This window comes from uncultured Roseobacter sp., assembly GCF_947491795.1.
Lineage (GTDB): Bacteria > Pseudomonadota > Alphaproteobacteria > Rhodobacterales > Rhodobacteraceae > Roseobacter.
Map to the genome: position 1 here is coordinate 67,843 of NZ_CANLKW010000002.1, position 14,711 is coordinate 82,553.

Below are 14,711 nucleotides of genomic sequence, written 5' to 3' on the forward strand. Positions count from 1 at the left end.
GCAACCGGCAAAGCTCCTGATCAGTCGTAGGTCCGCCGGTCCTCAATCACAAGCCCGTCGCGCGGCAGGCTGCCCGGCGCCACCACCTCGACACCGGCCTTCATCTTCAGCACAGCCACCACACTCTCGGCAAAGGCCGCCGGATCACCGCCCGCGGCCTCGATCTGCACCGTCATGGTATCCTGCGCACCGTCCCTGTCCGCAATGACCCGCGCGCGGTCAATCTCCACATGCCGCGCGACCAGGGCGGCCACCTGTTCGGGGCGCACAAACATGCCTTTGATCTTGGTGGTCTGATCGGCCCGGCCCATCCAGCCTTTGATGCGCATATTGGTCCGTCCACAGGGGGAAACCCCGGGCAGAACCGCACTCATATCGCCCGTGGCAAAACGGATCAGCGGATAATCCGGGTTCAGCGCGGTCACAACCACTTCGCCCACCTCGCCCGCAGGCACCGGCACGCCTGTTCCGGGCGTCACGATCTCGACGATCACACCCTCATCCACGATCATCCCCTCCATCGCCGGGCTTTCATAGGCGATGTTGCCCAGATCCGCCGTGGCGTAGCATTGCAGACAGCTGATCCCCCGGTCCGCATATTCCTGCCGCATGGCCGGAAAGAGCGCCCCGCCACTGACCGCCGCCCGGGTGATGCCCGGCGACATCCCCATTTCATCCGCCTTGTCCAGGATCACCTTCAGGTAATCCGGCGTGCCGGCATAGGCCGTCGTCCCGATGTCCACGGCCGCCTGAACCTGCAGCTCGGTCTGGCCTGTTCCTGCCGGCAGGACCGCCGCACCAACTGCCCGCGCACCGCTTTCAAAAATCATGCCCGCAGGGGTCAGGTGATAGCCAAAACAGTTCTGCACGATATCACCGGGCCCGATGCCCAGCGCATGTACAAAACGCCCCATGCGCCACCAGTCATGCGTCACACCGCCCGGCTCGTAAATCGGCCCGGGCGACTGAAACACATGGGCCACATTCTGCACCGGTATCCCGCCAAAGGGCGGCTTGTCCTTTTGCCAGGCCGCCAGATCAGATTTGCGCAGCACCGGCAGCGCGGCCAGATCCGCAAGGCTGGTCAGCACCACATCCTCTGGCAGGCAGTTGTCCTGGGCCGCCCGCACCGCCGCGACCTGCGCGCGCAGAATATCCAGCTGCGCCGCCTCGCGTGCATCCGCACTGCGGGTTTCCAGGTCGTCATAAAATGGTGTCTCACCCATGCTCAGGTCTTTCTGACTGTGGCACCCGGCATATCCCCGGCGCGTGCAAAACGGTTCTAGCTCAGCCACCTTTTGCGGCGGCGGTAACTGCGCACATCGCGAAAGGATTTGCGCCCCTCCTCGGACATGCCCAGATAAAACTCTTTCACATCCGGGTTCTCGCGAAGCTCAGCGGCAGGCCCGTCCATCACCACGCGCCCCGATTCCAGAATATAGCCGTAATGGGCAAACCGCAGCGCCACATTGGTGTTCTGCTCGGCCAGCAGAATGGTCACCCCCTGCTCCTCGTTGATCGTCTTCACGATCTCGAAAATCTGCTCCACCAGCTGCGGCGCCAGCCCCATCGAGGGCTCATCCAGCAGCACCGTCTCGGGCCGCGACATCAGCGCGCGGCCAATGGCCGTCATCTGCTGCTCCCCGCCCGACGTATAGCCCGCCTGGCTCCTGCGCCGCTCTTTGAGGCGCGGAAAATAGGTATAGACCATCTCCAGATCCTGCTGGATCGCCGCATTGCCATCTTTGCGCGTATAGGCACCGGTCAGCAGATTTTCCTCTACCGTCAGATGCTCAAAACAATGCCGCCCTTCCATGACCTGCACCACCCCGGTCTTCACGGTCTCTGCCGGATCCGCGTGGTGGATCTCATTGCCCCGGTAGCGGATCGACCCTTTGGTCACCTCGCCGCGCTCACTGGCCAGCAGGCCGGATATCGCCTTCAGGGTTGTCGTCTTGCCCGCCCCGTTACCGCCCAGCAGCGCCGTAATGCCCCCCTTGGGCACATTCAGCGACACGCCCTTCAGCACAAGGATCACATGGTTATAGATCACCTCGATGTTGCTGACTTCCAGAACGGTCTCAGCCTGCGTTTTCACATCATCCAGCATGGGGACTCCTGATTTTCAACCGTGAACAGCGATCAAAAGCGGGTAGGTCCGGCATGGGCTTCACCCTTCCGGAAATACTCAGATAAACCCCGGCGACAGCCCGTGCCGCCGCCGGGAAAGTGCACATCAGTTGCAGTTGCTCTCGATGTTGTTCTCGGCCTTGAAGGCGGCCGAATCCTCATCGATCAGCGGCTGAATGACGCTCATATCCGTGGGCGCAAAATCCGCGATCTGCACGAACTGACCGGCACTGGCATCCCACTGGGTCACAGCAACCATGCCTTCACCGCCGTGGTTCGCACAGGAGACCGAGAAGGTCGGACCAAAGTCCGGCAGACCAGCTGCAGCCATCACCTCTTCGGTGATTTCCAGCGCTTCCATCCCGTCGCGCATCATGCCGCTTGTGATGTCATCCACACCGTGGATCTCCTGCGCCTTTTTCACCGCCTCAGCCGCCAGCATCGCCGCATAAAGCCCGCGGTTGTAAGGCACCGTGCCCAGCTGATCACCGGCACCGGCCGCCTTGCCGCTGTCGACCACATATTTCTGCAGATCATCATAGAGCGGGAAGTCCGAGCCAACAGCCGTCAGCGCCAGCGCCTTGTAGCCATCGGCCTTGTCGCCTGCCGGTGTCACGTCGATCTCCGCACCTGACCACCAGATACCGATGAAATTCTCCATCGGGAAACGGATGTTCGCGGCTTCCTGAACAGCCACCTGGTTCATCACGCCCCAGCCGTACATGATCACATTGTCCGGCTTTTCCCGGCGGATCTGCAGCCACTGCGATTTCTGCTCCTGACCGGGGTGATCCACCGCCAGCAGGCTCAGCTCAAAGCCGTGCTTTTCGCTCAGCTTTTCCAGCGTCCGGATCGGCTCCTTGCCATAGGCAGAGTTGTGATAGACCAGCGCGATTTTCTTGCCGGAAATATCCCCGCCATTCTGCTCCAGAATGTGGTTGATCGCGGCAGAGGCACCGTTCCAGTAGTTGGCCGGATAGTTGAACACATGGCTGAACACATCGCCGTTGGCCGCAGATGTCCGTCCATAGCCCATGGAGTGGATCGGAATGTCATCCGCCGTCGCTTTGGGGATCAGCTGATAGGTGATGCCTGTGCTCAGCGGCTGATAGACCAGCGCGCCTTCGCCCTTGGTGCTCTCATAGCACTCCACACCTTTTTCAGTGTTATAGCCGGTCTCACATTCCAGCACGCGCGCAGGCACGCCGCCGATCCCACCGTCCCGCTCATTGAGCAGCGTGAAGTAATCCGCATAGCCATCCGCAAACGGGATACCACCCGCCGCATAGGGGCCCGTCCGGTAGCTCAGCGATGGAAAGACGAGATCCGCCATCACAGGGCTTGCCGCCATCAGGCCTGCAACGGCCATTGTTCCCAGTTTGTATTTCATCGGTAAATCCTCCCTTGGTTTACATCCGACAGTGCCGGTTTTCCGGCGTTGTTCTGACAGGTCCATGCCCGTCTTATATACGCAGCCTGCCCCGTCAGTGCGGGAAAGGCCACAGTCTCAGTTTCTCCTTGGCCAGACGCCACAGCTGCGCCAGCCCGTGCGGCTCAACGATCAGAAAGATCACGATCAGCCCGCCCACGATCACCAGGTTCAGGTGCGCCACAATATCCGTGGGCCAGCCCAGCCAGTCCACACCGACCACCTTCAGCGCCACCGGCAGCAGCACCAGAAACGCAGCCCCCGCAAAAGAGCCGAAAATCGACCCCAGCCCCCCGATGATGATCATAAAGAGCACCAGGAACGACTTGGTGATGCCAAAGGCCTCGCCCACTTCCACAGCCCCCAGATAGACCGCAAAAAACAGCGCCCCCGAAATGCCCACGAAAAACGAACTGACCGCAAAGGCCGTCAGCTTGGCACGCAGCGGATTCACCCCGATGATCTCGGCGGCAATGTCCATATCCCGGATCGCCATCCACCCGCGCCCCACCGAACCGCGCGTCAGATTGCGCGCCACCACGGCCGAAAACACCGTAAAGATCAGACAGAAAAGATAGGTGGCCCAGGCCTCGGTATTGGGCCCGGTGATCAGAATGCCAAAGGTGTCGCGCTCGGGCGCATTGATCTGACCAGAGGCCGAATAATTGTAAAACCAGGAAACACGGTTAAAAAGCCACACCAGAAAAAACTGCGCGGCCAGCGTCGCCACCGCCAGATAAAACCCCTTGATCCGCAGAGAGGGCAGCCCGAAAAGCACGCCCACCGCCGCCGTGATCCCACCGGCCAGCAGCACGTGAATGAACATGCTGACATCGGGAAAGGCCGTCATCAGCTTGTAGCAGGCATAGGCCCCCACAGCCATGAACCCCCCGGTCCCCAGGCTTACCTGACCACAATAGCCCACCAGAATATTCAGCCCGATCGCCGCAATCGAATAGATCAGAAACGGCATGAAGATCGAATTCACCCAATAATCATTGATCATAAACGGAATGACGAACACCGCTACGAAGAGCACCACATAATACCGCCACCGGTCGAAACGGATCGGAAAGGTCTGACTGTCCTGACTGTAGGTGGTGCTGAAATCACCGGCCTCACGATAAAGCATTACACACCCTCTCCCAACTGCATCATCCGGCGGCCTGCGTGCAGCGCCGCCCTTCGGGGTTTCTTCTGGCCATAAATATCCCGGGGGTCGCTGGCGGTGCGCCATTGCTCCGGGAACCACCGGCGACGGCAGCGCCCCGCGGATAACGGCGCCCATGCGCCCGCCGCTGCCGCATTAACCATTCCACAACAAATCACGCGATTTCCCAATTTTGCCCCATTTCGCCGGGCAAACCTGATCCTACTGAACGGAGCAGGACAGATGACGGCGATACTGACTGAAATACGGGGCCTTGAGGCACGGCTGGAACGCGGGGAACTGACCCACGCGCAGTTCCTGACCGAACGTGCCGCCCTCATGGACAGCGTCGAGGACGCCCAGACCGAATTCACCGGCACACCCGCGCCGGACGCGGACCGCCCCCCGCAGCGCACCGGTTCTTCCGCGCTTGGCTTCAGCCTTGTGGTCTGCCTTGGGGTGATGACGCTCTGCATCGGCATGACACTGCTCTTTCTGCCCAGCTTCAATCTCGCGCTCACGCTCGGCGTGACCATCCTGGCCGCGCTCAGCGTCACGCTGCTGGTCGCCCCCGAAGACTGATCCGCGCTACACACGTTCAATGATCTTCTCCCCGAAGAGCCCCTGCGGGCGGAACACCAGAAAGAGCAGCGCCAGCATATAGGCAAACCAGTTCTCCGTCGCACCGCCCAGATAGGGCGCCCCGATCAGGAACTCGAAAAGCTTCTCGCCCACCCCGATGATCAGCCCGCCGACAATGGCTCCGGGGATCGAGGTAAAGCCCCCCAGCATCAGCACCGGCAGCGCCTTGAGCGCGATGAGCGACAGCGAGAACTGCACGCCCGACTTCGCCCCCCACATGATGCCCGCCACCAGGGCCACAAAGCCCGCCAGCGACCACACCAAGATCCAGATAAAGTTGAGCGACACACCCACCGACAGCGCCGCCTGATGGTCATCGGCCACCGCGCGCATCGCGCGGCCCTGCTTGGTGTACTGCGCAAAAATCACCAGCCCCGCCACCAGCAATGCAGCCACAATGCTGGCCACAATATCCAGGTTGTCGATAAAGAACCCATAGCCAAAGGCGTTGAAGGTGGTCTCGTCAATCCACAGGTTGATGCCCTGCGGCAGCCCGACATCCAGCGTCTTGATGTCGGACCCCCACATCAGATCGCCCACCCCTTCCAGGAAATAGGCCAGTCCAATGGTCGCCATAAAGAGGATGATCGGCTCCTGCCCCACGAGGTATCGGAAAATATACCGCTGCACGAGCCAGGCCAGCAGGATCATCACAACCATGGTCAGCACAATCGACAGGATCGCAGGCAGGTTCCAGCCGAAATAATGCACCTCGGTGCCAAACACCGCATTGATCAGATGCGCAAAGGGCACCTGGCCGTTCATGATCCCGTAAAGCGTCATCGCCGCAAAAAGCGCCATGACCCCCTGCGCAAAATTGAAGATGCCCGAAGCCTTGTAGATCAGCACAAAGCCCAGCGCCACGAGCGCATAAAGCACCCCGGCCATCAGCCCGTTGAGAAACACTTCAATGGTCCAGAGAAACTGTTCAGGCATATCAGGCCTCCTTGTCCGTTTCGCGCACTTCGATCATCGGACCGCGCGCAGCACTGGCAGGAAAAAATTCAATGGCGATGCGGGGCTCATGGGTCAGACTTTCCAGCCTGCCGTCGCGTTCTTCCCACGTGCCCTGCGCCAGCTGCCGGGCAGACCACATCTCAAACCGCGCGGCCAGGTCCGTCCCGGCCTGCGCCGCTGCCACGATCCGGCAGGACGGCAATCCGCCCCCGTCACCAACAACAAAAACATGCCGCCGGGGTCCGGCAAAAGCCGCACCTTCAGCACCCGCCCAGTCCGGTGTCTCAATCGCGGCCAGCCCAGCCACTGCCGCCGGCTGAAAATCAGACAGCGGCTCCAGGCAGACTTCCACAAACCGGTCAAAGGCCGCGCCACCGGCCTCCGCAGAACCGGCAAAAGGCAAAGCAATCCCTACCGCACCGACCGCCATGCACCGACGTAATACCGACGTTAAACCGACGTGATACCGACGCCCCACCGACGCCCTGAAATCAGTCATGGCTGACCCCCAGATAGGCGTCGATCACGGCCTGATTGTTGCGCACCTCATCGGGTGATCCGTCGCCGATCTTCTTGCCGTAGTCCATCACAACGACCCGGTCTGACAGGTCCATCACCACGCCCATGTCATGCTCAATCAGCGCAATTGTGGTGCCAAACTCGTCGTTCACATCCAGGATAAAGCGGCTCATGTCCTCTTTTTCCTCAACGTTCATCCCCGCCATCGGCTCATCCAGCAACAGCAAAGACGGCTCAGCGGCCAGCGCCCGCGCCAGCTCCACACGCTTTTTCAACCCATAGGGCAGCCGCGACACAGGTGTCTTGCGGATCGCCTGGATTTCCAGAAAATCAATAATCTTTTCAGCAACTTCACGGTTCGCCGTCTCTTCGGACTCTGCCGCACCTTTCCACAGCGCCTGCCGCCACAGCCCGGTTTTCATCTTGGTCAGACGCCCGGTCATCACGTTGTCCAGCACCGACATCCCCTCAAAAAGGGCAATGTTCTGAAACGTCCGCGCAATCCCCTGACGCGCCACCTGAAACGGCTTCATCGGGGGCCGCGGCGCACCCTTGTACCAGACCTCGCCCTCCTGCGGGACATAGAACCCCGAGATGACATTCAGCATCGAGGATTTACCCGCCCCGTTGGGCCCGATAATCGCCCGGATCTCGCCCTCGCGGATGTCAAAAGAGATATCCTTGATCGCCTCAACCCCGCCAAAACGCAGGGTAATATTGCGCATCTCCATAACCACGCCACCGATCCTGCGACCATCAGCGGTGGTATATCCTTCGGACTGGTCAAGCATATGAAAACCCTTTGAAATTCAGGCGCAGCTGACGGGATGGCGGGCGGGGCGAATGCGCAGCAGAGCGTCGTTCCGTCATTCCGCAGCCATCCGTGTCCCCACAGGGACAACCTTTGCGCTCCGCACTTCCAGCGTTGCCGAAATCGACCCCTTGCGCCCGTCCTCATAGGTCACTTCGGTCACGGTACTGACCTCGGTCGATCCGTCATACAGTGCGGCAATGATGTCGTCGTATTTCTCTTCGATGATCCGGCGGCGCACTTTGCGCGTCCGTGTCAGCTCGCCGTCATCCGCGTCCAGTTCTTTATGCAGCACGACAAAGCGGTGTACCTGGCAGCCAGACAGCATTTCATCCTGCGCGACAGAGGCATTCACTTCCTCCACATGGCTCTGGATCGTATCCATCACCTGCGGGTGCCGCGCCAGTTCCTGGTAAGATGCATACCCGATGTTGTTGCGTTCCGCCCAGTTCCCGACAGCTGTCAGATCAATGTTGATAAAGGCCGTGCACTCATCCTTGCCACTGCCAAAGACCACCGTCTCCAGAATGTTGGGAAAAAACTTCAGCTTGTTTTCCACGTATTTCGGCGCAAAAAGCGCGCCCGAGGCCATCTGGCCCACATCCTTGGCCCGGTCGATGATCCGCAGATGGCCGGTGCCTTCCTCGATGAAACCCGCGTCCCCTGTCGCGACCCAGCCTTCGGCATCCTTGGTATCGGCGGTGCTCTCCGCGTTCTTGTAGTACTCCACAAAAACACCGGGCGAGCGGTAAAAGACCTCGCCGTTCTCTGCGATCTTCAGCTCGACCCCCGGGCAGGTCACGCCCACCGTATCACTGCGCACCTCGCCATCCGGCTGCGCGGTGATGAACACCGTGGCTTCGGTCTGGCCATAAAGCTGTTTCAGGTTGATCCCCAGCGACCGGTAGAAATCAAAAATCTCCGGCCCGATGGCCTCCCCGGCGGTATAGCCCACCCGCACACGGCTGAACCCCAGTGTGTTTTTCAGCGGCCCGTAAATGCACAGCTCGCCAAGATTGTATTTGAACCGGTCCCACTGGCTCACCGGCTTTCCGTCCAGGATATCAGGCCCGACCTTTCGCGCTTGCGCCATACAGACATCAAAGAGCCAGCGCTTGAATTTGCCCGCGTCCTCCATCCGGATCATGACATTTGTCAGCTGTGTCTCAAAAACGCGCGGTGGGGCGAAATAATAGGTGGGTCCGATCTCGCGCAGGTCAGTGTGCATCGTATCGGCACTTTCCGGGCAGTTCGTACAGAACCCTGTCCACATCGCCTGGCCCACGGAAAAGATGAAATCACCCACCCAGGCCATCGGCAGATAGGCCAGGATATCATCCGTCTGGCGCAGATCATCAAACTCAGAGGAGGACTTTGACGTTTCAATGACGTTGCGGTTGCTCAGCACAACGCCCTTGGGTTTACCCGTCGTGCCGGATGTATAAAGCATCACGCAGGTGCTGTCGTAGTCCAGCTTTGCCTCACGGCGGGCGATTTCGGGCAACAGCTCATCGCGTTTGGCCCGGCCTGCATCCTGAACGTGGCTGTACTGGTGCAGTTTTGAGTGGTCGTATTTGCGCAACCCCCGCGGATCGAGATAGATCATCTGCTCAAAGTCAGTCAGCTCACCCTGCACTTCGATAACCTTGTCGACCTGCTCCTGATCACCGGCAACGACAAAGCGCGCGCCGCAATGGCCCAGCACATAGGCCATCTCTTCGGCCACAGCATCCTGATAGAGCGGCACCGGCACCGCGCCCGCCATTTCCGCAGCCACCATCGCCCAGTACAGACGCGGCCGGTTGCGCCCGATGATGGCGACAAAATCACCCTCGGCCACTCCCAGATCCAGCATCCCCAGCGCCAGCGCCTCGACCTCTTCCAGCGTCTCCGCCCAGGTCCAGGACTGCCAGATCCCGTATTCCTTCTCGCGGTACGCAGGTGCCGTGGCAAATCTGGTCGCATTTCGGCGCAAAAGAGCGGGGACGGATTCAGTCCCGCCCGGTGTCCCGGATGTATGCTGCACTTTTTGTCCTCCCTGGCGGCCCATTTTTTCGGATCTCACCTTCGAAAGCGGCACGCGCGTTTTTCAACACGCAGACCTGTCTCCCTGGGGGCGAGTGTGGCGCGTGAACCGCGCTCTGTCCAGAGGACTGGTGAAATTTAATTAACAACCGTTCAATTAAAACAGGTCCGCGGCAATGTCTGCGAGAGCGATTTTAAAACAATATGTTATTGCGGGTTTCTCCCGGCAGCATGCCGCACAGCATGATCCAGCACGCGCAGACCAGCAACCAGGTCGGCCTCACGCGTGTCTTCATCAAAGGCATGACTGATTCCCCCGATGGATGGCACAAAGAGCATAGCCACCGGCATCAGCCGGGATACGTTCGTGGCGTCATGCAACGCACCGGAAGGCATCAGCCGCCATGCACCCGGTGCGATCTGCTCTGCAGCCCCTTCCAGCGCGCGGCGGAGCGTTGCATTCATCGCCACCGGCTCAAGGCCCAGCATCTGCCCGAAAGAGACCTGCACACCCATACCGGCGGCGGTCTCCTCTGCCACATCGCGGATGATCTCTTCCATCCGCGCCAGGCGCTCTTTTTCCGCGTCGCGCCACTGCATCGAAAACACCGCCCGGCCCGGCACGATAGAAGACGCGTTAGGATGCAGGGTGATATGCCCGATGGTCCAGACCGACCGGGGCGTCACCACGTTCCGCAAGCGGTCGTTCAGCCTGGTGTTAAAGGCTGATACCGCCTGAAAGGCATCCTGGCGCAGATGCATGGGGGTGGTCCCCGCATGGTTCTGGCGCCCGTCAAAGGTAATCTTCATATCCCGGATGCCAACGATATCCGTCACCACGCCGATCTGCTCTCCGGCGGCATCCAGCGCAGGGCCCTGTTCGATATGCATCTCGATGAACCCGGCGAACTGTGCGGGATCAACGGGCCCGGTGACCATATCGGCCATGGCCGCCCGGGCAGACGCGAGGGGGGTCCCGGCATGATCAGTCAGGGCGTCGGCCCCGGCCTGTGACAGATGGCCGGACCAGACAGCACTGCCCGTTGTGACGCCGAACCGCCCCTCCTCATCCTGAAAAGACACAACAGAAACGGGCGGTCCGCCGCTTTCGGCACAGCTGCGCGCAATCTCCAGCGCGGCGATGACCCCCAGCGCCCCGTCGAGCCAGCCGCCTTCCGGCTGGCTGTCAGAATGCGAGCCCATGAGCAGTGAAGGCCCTGCTGCCAGACCAAAAAGATTGCCCATGGCATCCACCTGGACCTGCAGCCCGGCCTCACGCATCCGGTCAGCCAGCCAGCGTCGGGCGGCCACGTCAGGGTCGGAATAGGCCGGGCGCACAACGCCCCTGCCCACACCGCTTGCGCCGAACGAACGCAGGTGGTGAAGATCAGCAAGAAATCGGTCAGGTCGGATCATGGTAACACGCCACAGGTCAGGATACGCCCTGCATACCCCGCGCACGTGCCGGTGAGAAGCTCAGTCGATCACCCCTGTGGTGGCGAACCCGCATTGCTCTGCCATCTTGCCGTATGCCGCCGTAAAGCCAGACAGCGACGCCGCATAGACAACCTCACCATCCTGCATGACCCAGAGCGTGCCTGCACGCCGCATTGTCTGCAGCATCCCCAGGCTGTCACCATCATGCGCCTGCGCCGTGGCCTGGCGAAAGCCTTCCTCATCAAATCCCGCAGAGACGAACCCTTCAGTCCGCCAGTCCGCATCAGACTCGAAAAGAACCCGGGCACCGTCCTGCATCATCGTGTCGTATCCGCGCGGCGCGTGTTCACGGAGTGATGGCGCGGGGTAATAATAGGGCGGCAGCGCATCACCATTGGACAGCTCAATTCCAAAGCTCGGATCACCGTCCCCACCGGTCCAGGCGCGGCATATGATCCGATAGTCTTCGCCGGTATCGAAACGCTCAACCATCACGGTCCAGTCGTTATAGTCCCAGTATTCTGTCTCTGCCTGGCCGGCGGTCGCGAAAACCGCCAGCAGAACAGCTGATCGCAGATACATGTCCGGCCTCATTCCTGGTGTCGCCGCGGCACTCTATCCGCGGGAAACTGAAGAATTCGGTAATGCCCGGGTTATTCGGCGGCGACCTGATCTGCCGTGCGCTCGACCCTGACCGCCGAGAATTTGAACTCCGGGATCTTGCCATAGGGGTCAATGGCGGGGTTTGTCAGAACATTCGCCGCCGCCTCGACATAGGCAAAGGGCACAAAGACCATATCAGGTGCCACCGCCCGGTCCTCGCGCGCCATGATCGAAATGCTGCCGCGCTTGGTGGTGAGCGTCACATGCTCGCCCGGTGCAACGCCCAGTTTGCGCAGTGTTGAAGGGTGCAGCGAACAGTTCGCCTCAGGCTCCAGCCCGTCGAGCACCGAGGACCGGCGCGTCATCGAGCCGGTATGCCAGTGCTCCAGCTGCCGACCGGTGGTCAGGATCATCGGATAGTCGGCATCCGGCACGTCGTCCGGTGCAATCACGCTTGCCGGTGTGAAACGCGCGCGGCCCTCGGGGCGGGGGAAACCTTCGCCGAAAACGATTGCCTGACCGGGGTCTTCGGGGCTCAGCGACGGGTACGTCACCGCGTTCTGCGCCTCCAGCCGGTCCCAGGTGATGTTTTCCAGAGAGCGCATGTTCTGCTTCATCTCGGCAAAGACATCCGCAGGGCTCTCGTAGCTCCAGCCGAGGCCCAGGCGTTTGGCCAGTTCCACCTCGATCCACCAGTCCTCGCGCGCGTCACCCGGGGGCGACACCGCAGGGCGGCCCATCTGAACCTGCCGGTTGGTATTCGTCACCGTGCCGGATTTCTCGGCAAAGGCACTCGCAGGCAGGATCACATCTGCATAGTTCGCCGTCTCGGTGATAAAGATGTCCTGCACCACCAGGTGATCGAGTTTGGCAAGTGCCGCACGCGCGTGTTCGACATCCGGGTCCGACATGGCCGGGTTTTCGCCCAGGACATACATGCCTTTGATCTTGCCGTCGTGCACCGCATCCATGATTTCTGTGACGGTCAGCCCCCGTTCGTTGGAGAAATCCGCAGACCCCCAGACCCTGGTAAAGGCCGAGCGCACACCGTCATCTGTCACAGGCTGATAATCCGGCAGGAACATCGGGATGAGGCCCGCGTCAGAAGCCCCCTGCACGTTGTTCTGCCCCCTGAGCGGGTGCAGACCTGCGCCCGGGCGGCCAACCTGGCCGGTCATCAGCGCGAGAGAGATCAGGCAGCGCGAATTGTCCGTGCCGTGGATGTGCTGTGACACCCCCATCCCCCAGAAGATCATCGCCGATTTCGCACCGGCAAACGTCCGCGCCACATCCCGCAGCACCTCGGGTTCGATGCCGCATATAGGGGCCATCGCCTCGGGCGGGAAATCCGCCAGATGGGCTTTTTCGGCTTCCCAGTTCTCGGTCCAGGCGTCGATATACTGCTGGTCGTACAGACCCTCTTCGACGATCGTATGCATGATCGCGTTGAGCATGGAGACATCCGCGCCCGGGCGGAACTGCAGCATATGGCTGGCAAAACGTTTCAGCGCCTGGCCACGCGGGTCCATGACAATCAGCTTGCCACCACGCTTGGTGAACTGCTTGAAGAAGGTCGCGGCCACAGGATGGTTCTCGATCGGGTTACAGCCGATCGCAATCGCCACATCCGCGTTTTCGATCTCGTTAAAGGTTGCGGTCACCGCCCCCGAGCCCACATTCTCCATCAGCGCCGCAACAGAAGACGCATGACACAAACGGGTGCAGTGATCGACGTTGTTGTGGCCAAAACCCTGCCGGATCAGCTTCTGAAAGAGGTATGCCTCTTCGTTGGTGCATTTGGCGGAACCAAAACCCGCAATCTCACGCCCCCGGCCCTTCATACCGGCTGCGGCAAAATCCAGCGCTTCGTCCCAGGACGCCTCGCGGAAATGCGTCTGCCAGTTGGCCGGATCCACGTTCAGACCTTTCTCAGGCGCGTCGTCGCGGCGGATGAGCGGTTTGGTCAGGCGGTGGTCGTGGTGAATATAGTCAAAACCAAACCGTCCTTTGACACAAAGCCGCCCTTCGTTCGCCGGGCCATTTACTCCCTCGACATACCTGACCTTGCCGTCTTTGGCCTTGAGCGACACCTGACAGCCAACCCCACAGAACGGGCAGATGCTCTCGACCTCGCTGTCGAAATCCGCACTGTCACCGACCTGGTTTTCATCAACAACCGAGCTCGGCATCAGCGCGCCGGTCGGGCAGGCCTGAACACATTCGCCGCAAGCCACACAGGTCGACGCCCCCATCGGGTCGGCCATGTCAAACGTCGGATATGCATCATGCCCGCGCCCGGACATGCCGATCACATCGTTGACCTGAACCTCGCGACAGGCGCGTACACAAAGACCGCACTGGATACAGGCATCCAGATTGACCGACATTGCCACATGGCTGTCATCCAGCAGCGGAATACGCCCCTCTTCCAGCTTTGGAAAACGGCTTTCCGATACACCGTTCAGCTCGGCCATATCCCAGAGATGGCTGGATTTATCGTGCGCCACGTCTTTTTCAGGCTGGTCCGCCACCAGCATCTCCACCACCAGTCTGCGGGCGTTTTCGGCGCGTGCCGAATTGGTCGTAACCACCATGCCTTCGGCAGGCTCGCGGATACAGGACGCCGCAAGCGTGCGTTCTCCCTCGATCTCGACCATGCAGGCACGGCAGTTGCCGTCCGGCCGGTAGCCAGGCGCCGGCTTGTGACACAGATGGGGGATCACCAGACCCCGCCCGTTGGCCACTTCCCAGATGGTCATGCCGGCCTCTGCCGTCACTTTCTCGCCGTCCAGGACAAATTTTACACCGTCCGCCATTGCGCACACCTCCTGCCACATTGCGCGCAGCATACCGCGTGCAGCACGCCGGGGGGAGGGTCAATCCCGACACCTCAGGCCGGAATCACGCCACAGAGGTTTCCGATAGAGAACAGCCGTCTCTTCACCCTTCCCGAAATACTCCCGCCGGAGGCTCCCACCCTTTCAACCCTCCCCACAACCGCCTAAGAA

The 14,711-nt window shown here is 60.8% G+C and carries 12 protein-coding genes; 1 reads left to right on the plus strand and 11 read right to left on the minus strand.

The genetic code is table 11. The features are described 5' to 3' along the window. Positions 1 to 20: 20 nt before the first annotated feature. The 4 genes from Q1A34_RS07130 to Q1A34_RS07145 all read right to left on the minus strand — a co-directional run bounded on the left by Q1A34_RS07130 (position 21) and on the right by Q1A34_RS07145 (position 4,691). Entirely contained in the window at positions 21 to 1,226 is a 1,206-nt protein-coding gene (locus Q1A34_RS07130) for a phenylacetate--CoA ligase family protein (protein WP_300032493.1), read from the minus strand. 56 nt (positions 1,227 to 1,282) lie between these two features. After that, positions 1,283 to 2,110, minus strand: a complete 828-nt coding sequence (locus Q1A34_RS07135; protein ID WP_300032495.1) for an ABC transporter ATP-binding protein — start codon at positions 2,108 to 2,110, stop codon at positions 1,283 to 1,285. A gap of 126 nt (positions 2,111 to 2,236) precedes the next feature. Further along, positions 2,237 to 3,520 carry an ABC transporter substrate-binding protein gene (locus Q1A34_RS07140; RefSeq protein WP_300032497.1) on the minus strand — a complete coding sequence of 428 codons (1,284 nt, stop codon included), beginning with the start codon at positions 3,518 to 3,520 and terminating at the stop codon, positions 2,237 to 2,239. A gap of 94 nt (positions 3,521 to 3,614) precedes the next feature. After that, the gene (locus Q1A34_RS07145; protein WP_300032499.1) at positions 3,615 to 4,691 is read right to left on the minus strand and encodes a branched-chain amino acid ABC transporter permease; all 1,077 of its coding nucleotides are present in this window, start codon (positions 4,689 to 4,691) and stop codon (positions 3,615 to 3,617) included. A 261-nt stretch (positions 4,692 to 4,952) separates the two neighbouring features. On the opposite strand from Q1A34_RS07145, the gene Q1A34_RS07150 reads away from it, so the two are divergent. After that, positions 4,953 to 5,291 (plus strand): SHOCT domain-containing protein, encoded by a 339-nt coding sequence (locus Q1A34_RS07150; RefSeq protein WP_300032501.1) that lies wholly within the window; start codon positions 4,953 to 4,955, stop codon positions 5,289 to 5,291. Positions 5,292 to 5,297: 6 nt separating this feature from the next. On the opposite strand, the gene Q1A34_RS07155 is transcribed toward Q1A34_RS07150, so the two are convergent. From Q1A34_RS07155 to fdhF, 7 genes are all read right to left on the minus strand, one after another. Further along, entirely contained in the window at positions 5,298 to 6,287 is a 990-nt protein-coding gene (locus Q1A34_RS07155; RefSeq protein ID WP_300032503.1) for a branched-chain amino acid ABC transporter permease, read from the minus strand. A 1-nt stretch (position 6,288) separates the two neighbouring features. Then, complete coding sequence (locus Q1A34_RS07160; RefSeq protein ID WP_300032505.1) at positions 6,289 to 6,738, minus strand: hypothetical protein; 450 nt, start codon at positions 6,736 to 6,738, stop codon at positions 6,289 to 6,291. 61 nt (positions 6,739 to 6,799) lie between these two features. Next, positions 6,800 to 7,618 (minus strand): ABC transporter ATP-binding protein, encoded by an 819-nt coding sequence (locus Q1A34_RS07165; protein WP_300032507.1) that lies wholly within the window; start codon positions 7,616 to 7,618, stop codon positions 6,800 to 6,802. A 75-nt stretch (positions 7,619 to 7,693) separates the two neighbouring features. Beyond that, on the minus strand, positions 7,694 to 9,664 hold the full coding sequence (locus Q1A34_RS07170; RefSeq protein WP_300032509.1) for an AMP-binding protein: 1,971 nt from the start codon (positions 9,662 to 9,664) through the stop codon (positions 7,694 to 7,696). A gap of 206 nt (positions 9,665 to 9,870) precedes the next feature. Beyond that, positions 9,871 to 11,079: a Zn-dependent hydrolase gene (locus Q1A34_RS07175; RefSeq protein ID WP_300032511.1), complete on the minus strand. Its 1,209-nt coding sequence runs from the start codon at positions 11,077 to 11,079 to the stop codon at positions 9,871 to 9,873. A gap of 60 nt (positions 11,080 to 11,139) precedes the next feature. Continuing rightward, positions 11,140 to 11,682: a hypothetical protein gene (locus Q1A34_RS07180; RefSeq protein WP_300032513.1), complete on the minus strand. Its 543-nt coding sequence runs from the start codon at positions 11,680 to 11,682 to the stop codon at positions 11,140 to 11,142. A gap of 71 nt (positions 11,683 to 11,753) precedes the next feature. After that, entirely contained in the window at positions 11,754 to 14,519 is a 2,766-nt protein-coding gene (gene fdhF / locus Q1A34_RS07185; RefSeq protein ID WP_300032515.1) for a formate dehydrogenase subunit alpha, read from the minus strand. Positions 14,520 to 14,711 lie beyond the last annotated feature (192 nt).

Bases quoted from the DNA above. Each gene is read 5' to 3' on its own strand.
- Q1A34_RS07155 (WP_300032503.1), bottom strand. From the start codon at position 6,287: ATGCCTGAACAGTTTCTCTGGACCATTGAAGTGTTTCTCAACGGGCTG.
- fdhF (WP_300032515.1), bottom strand. From the start codon at position 14,519: ATGGCGGACGGTGTAAAATTTGTCCTGGACGGCGAGAAAGTGACGGCA.
- Q1A34_RS07140 (WP_300032497.1), bottom strand. From the start codon at position 3,520: ATGAAATACAAACTGGGAACAATGGCCGTTGCAGGCCTGATGGCGGCA.
- Q1A34_RS07165 (WP_300032507.1), bottom strand. From the start codon at position 7,618: ATGCTTGACCAGTCCGAAGGATATACCACCGCTGATGGTCGCAGGATC.
- Q1A34_RS07150 (WP_300032501.1), top strand. From the start codon at position 4,953: ATGACGGCGATACTGACTGAAATACGGGGCCTTGAGGCACGGCTGGAA.
- Q1A34_RS07175 (WP_300032511.1), bottom strand. From the start codon at position 11,079: ATGATCCGACCTGACCGATTTCTTGCTGATCTTCACCACCTGCGTTCG.
- Q1A34_RS07130 (WP_300032493.1), bottom strand. From the start codon at position 1,226: ATGGGTGAGACACCATTTTATGACGACCTGGAAACCCGCAGTGCGGAT.
- Q1A34_RS07180 (WP_300032513.1), bottom strand. From the start codon at position 11,682: ATGTATCTGCGATCAGCTGTTCTGCTGGCGGTTTTCGCGACCGCCGGC.
- Q1A34_RS07135 (WP_300032495.1), bottom strand. From the start codon at position 2,110: ATGCTGGATGATGTGAAAACGCAGGCTGAGACCGTTCTGGAAGTCAGC.
- Q1A34_RS07160 (WP_300032505.1), bottom strand. From the start codon at position 6,738: ATGGCGGTCGGTGCGGTAGGGATTGCTTTGCCTTTTGCCGGTTCTGCG.
- Q1A34_RS07145 (WP_300032499.1), bottom strand. From the start codon at position 4,691: ATGCTTTATCGTGAGGCCGGTGATTTCAGCACCACCTACAGTCAGGAC.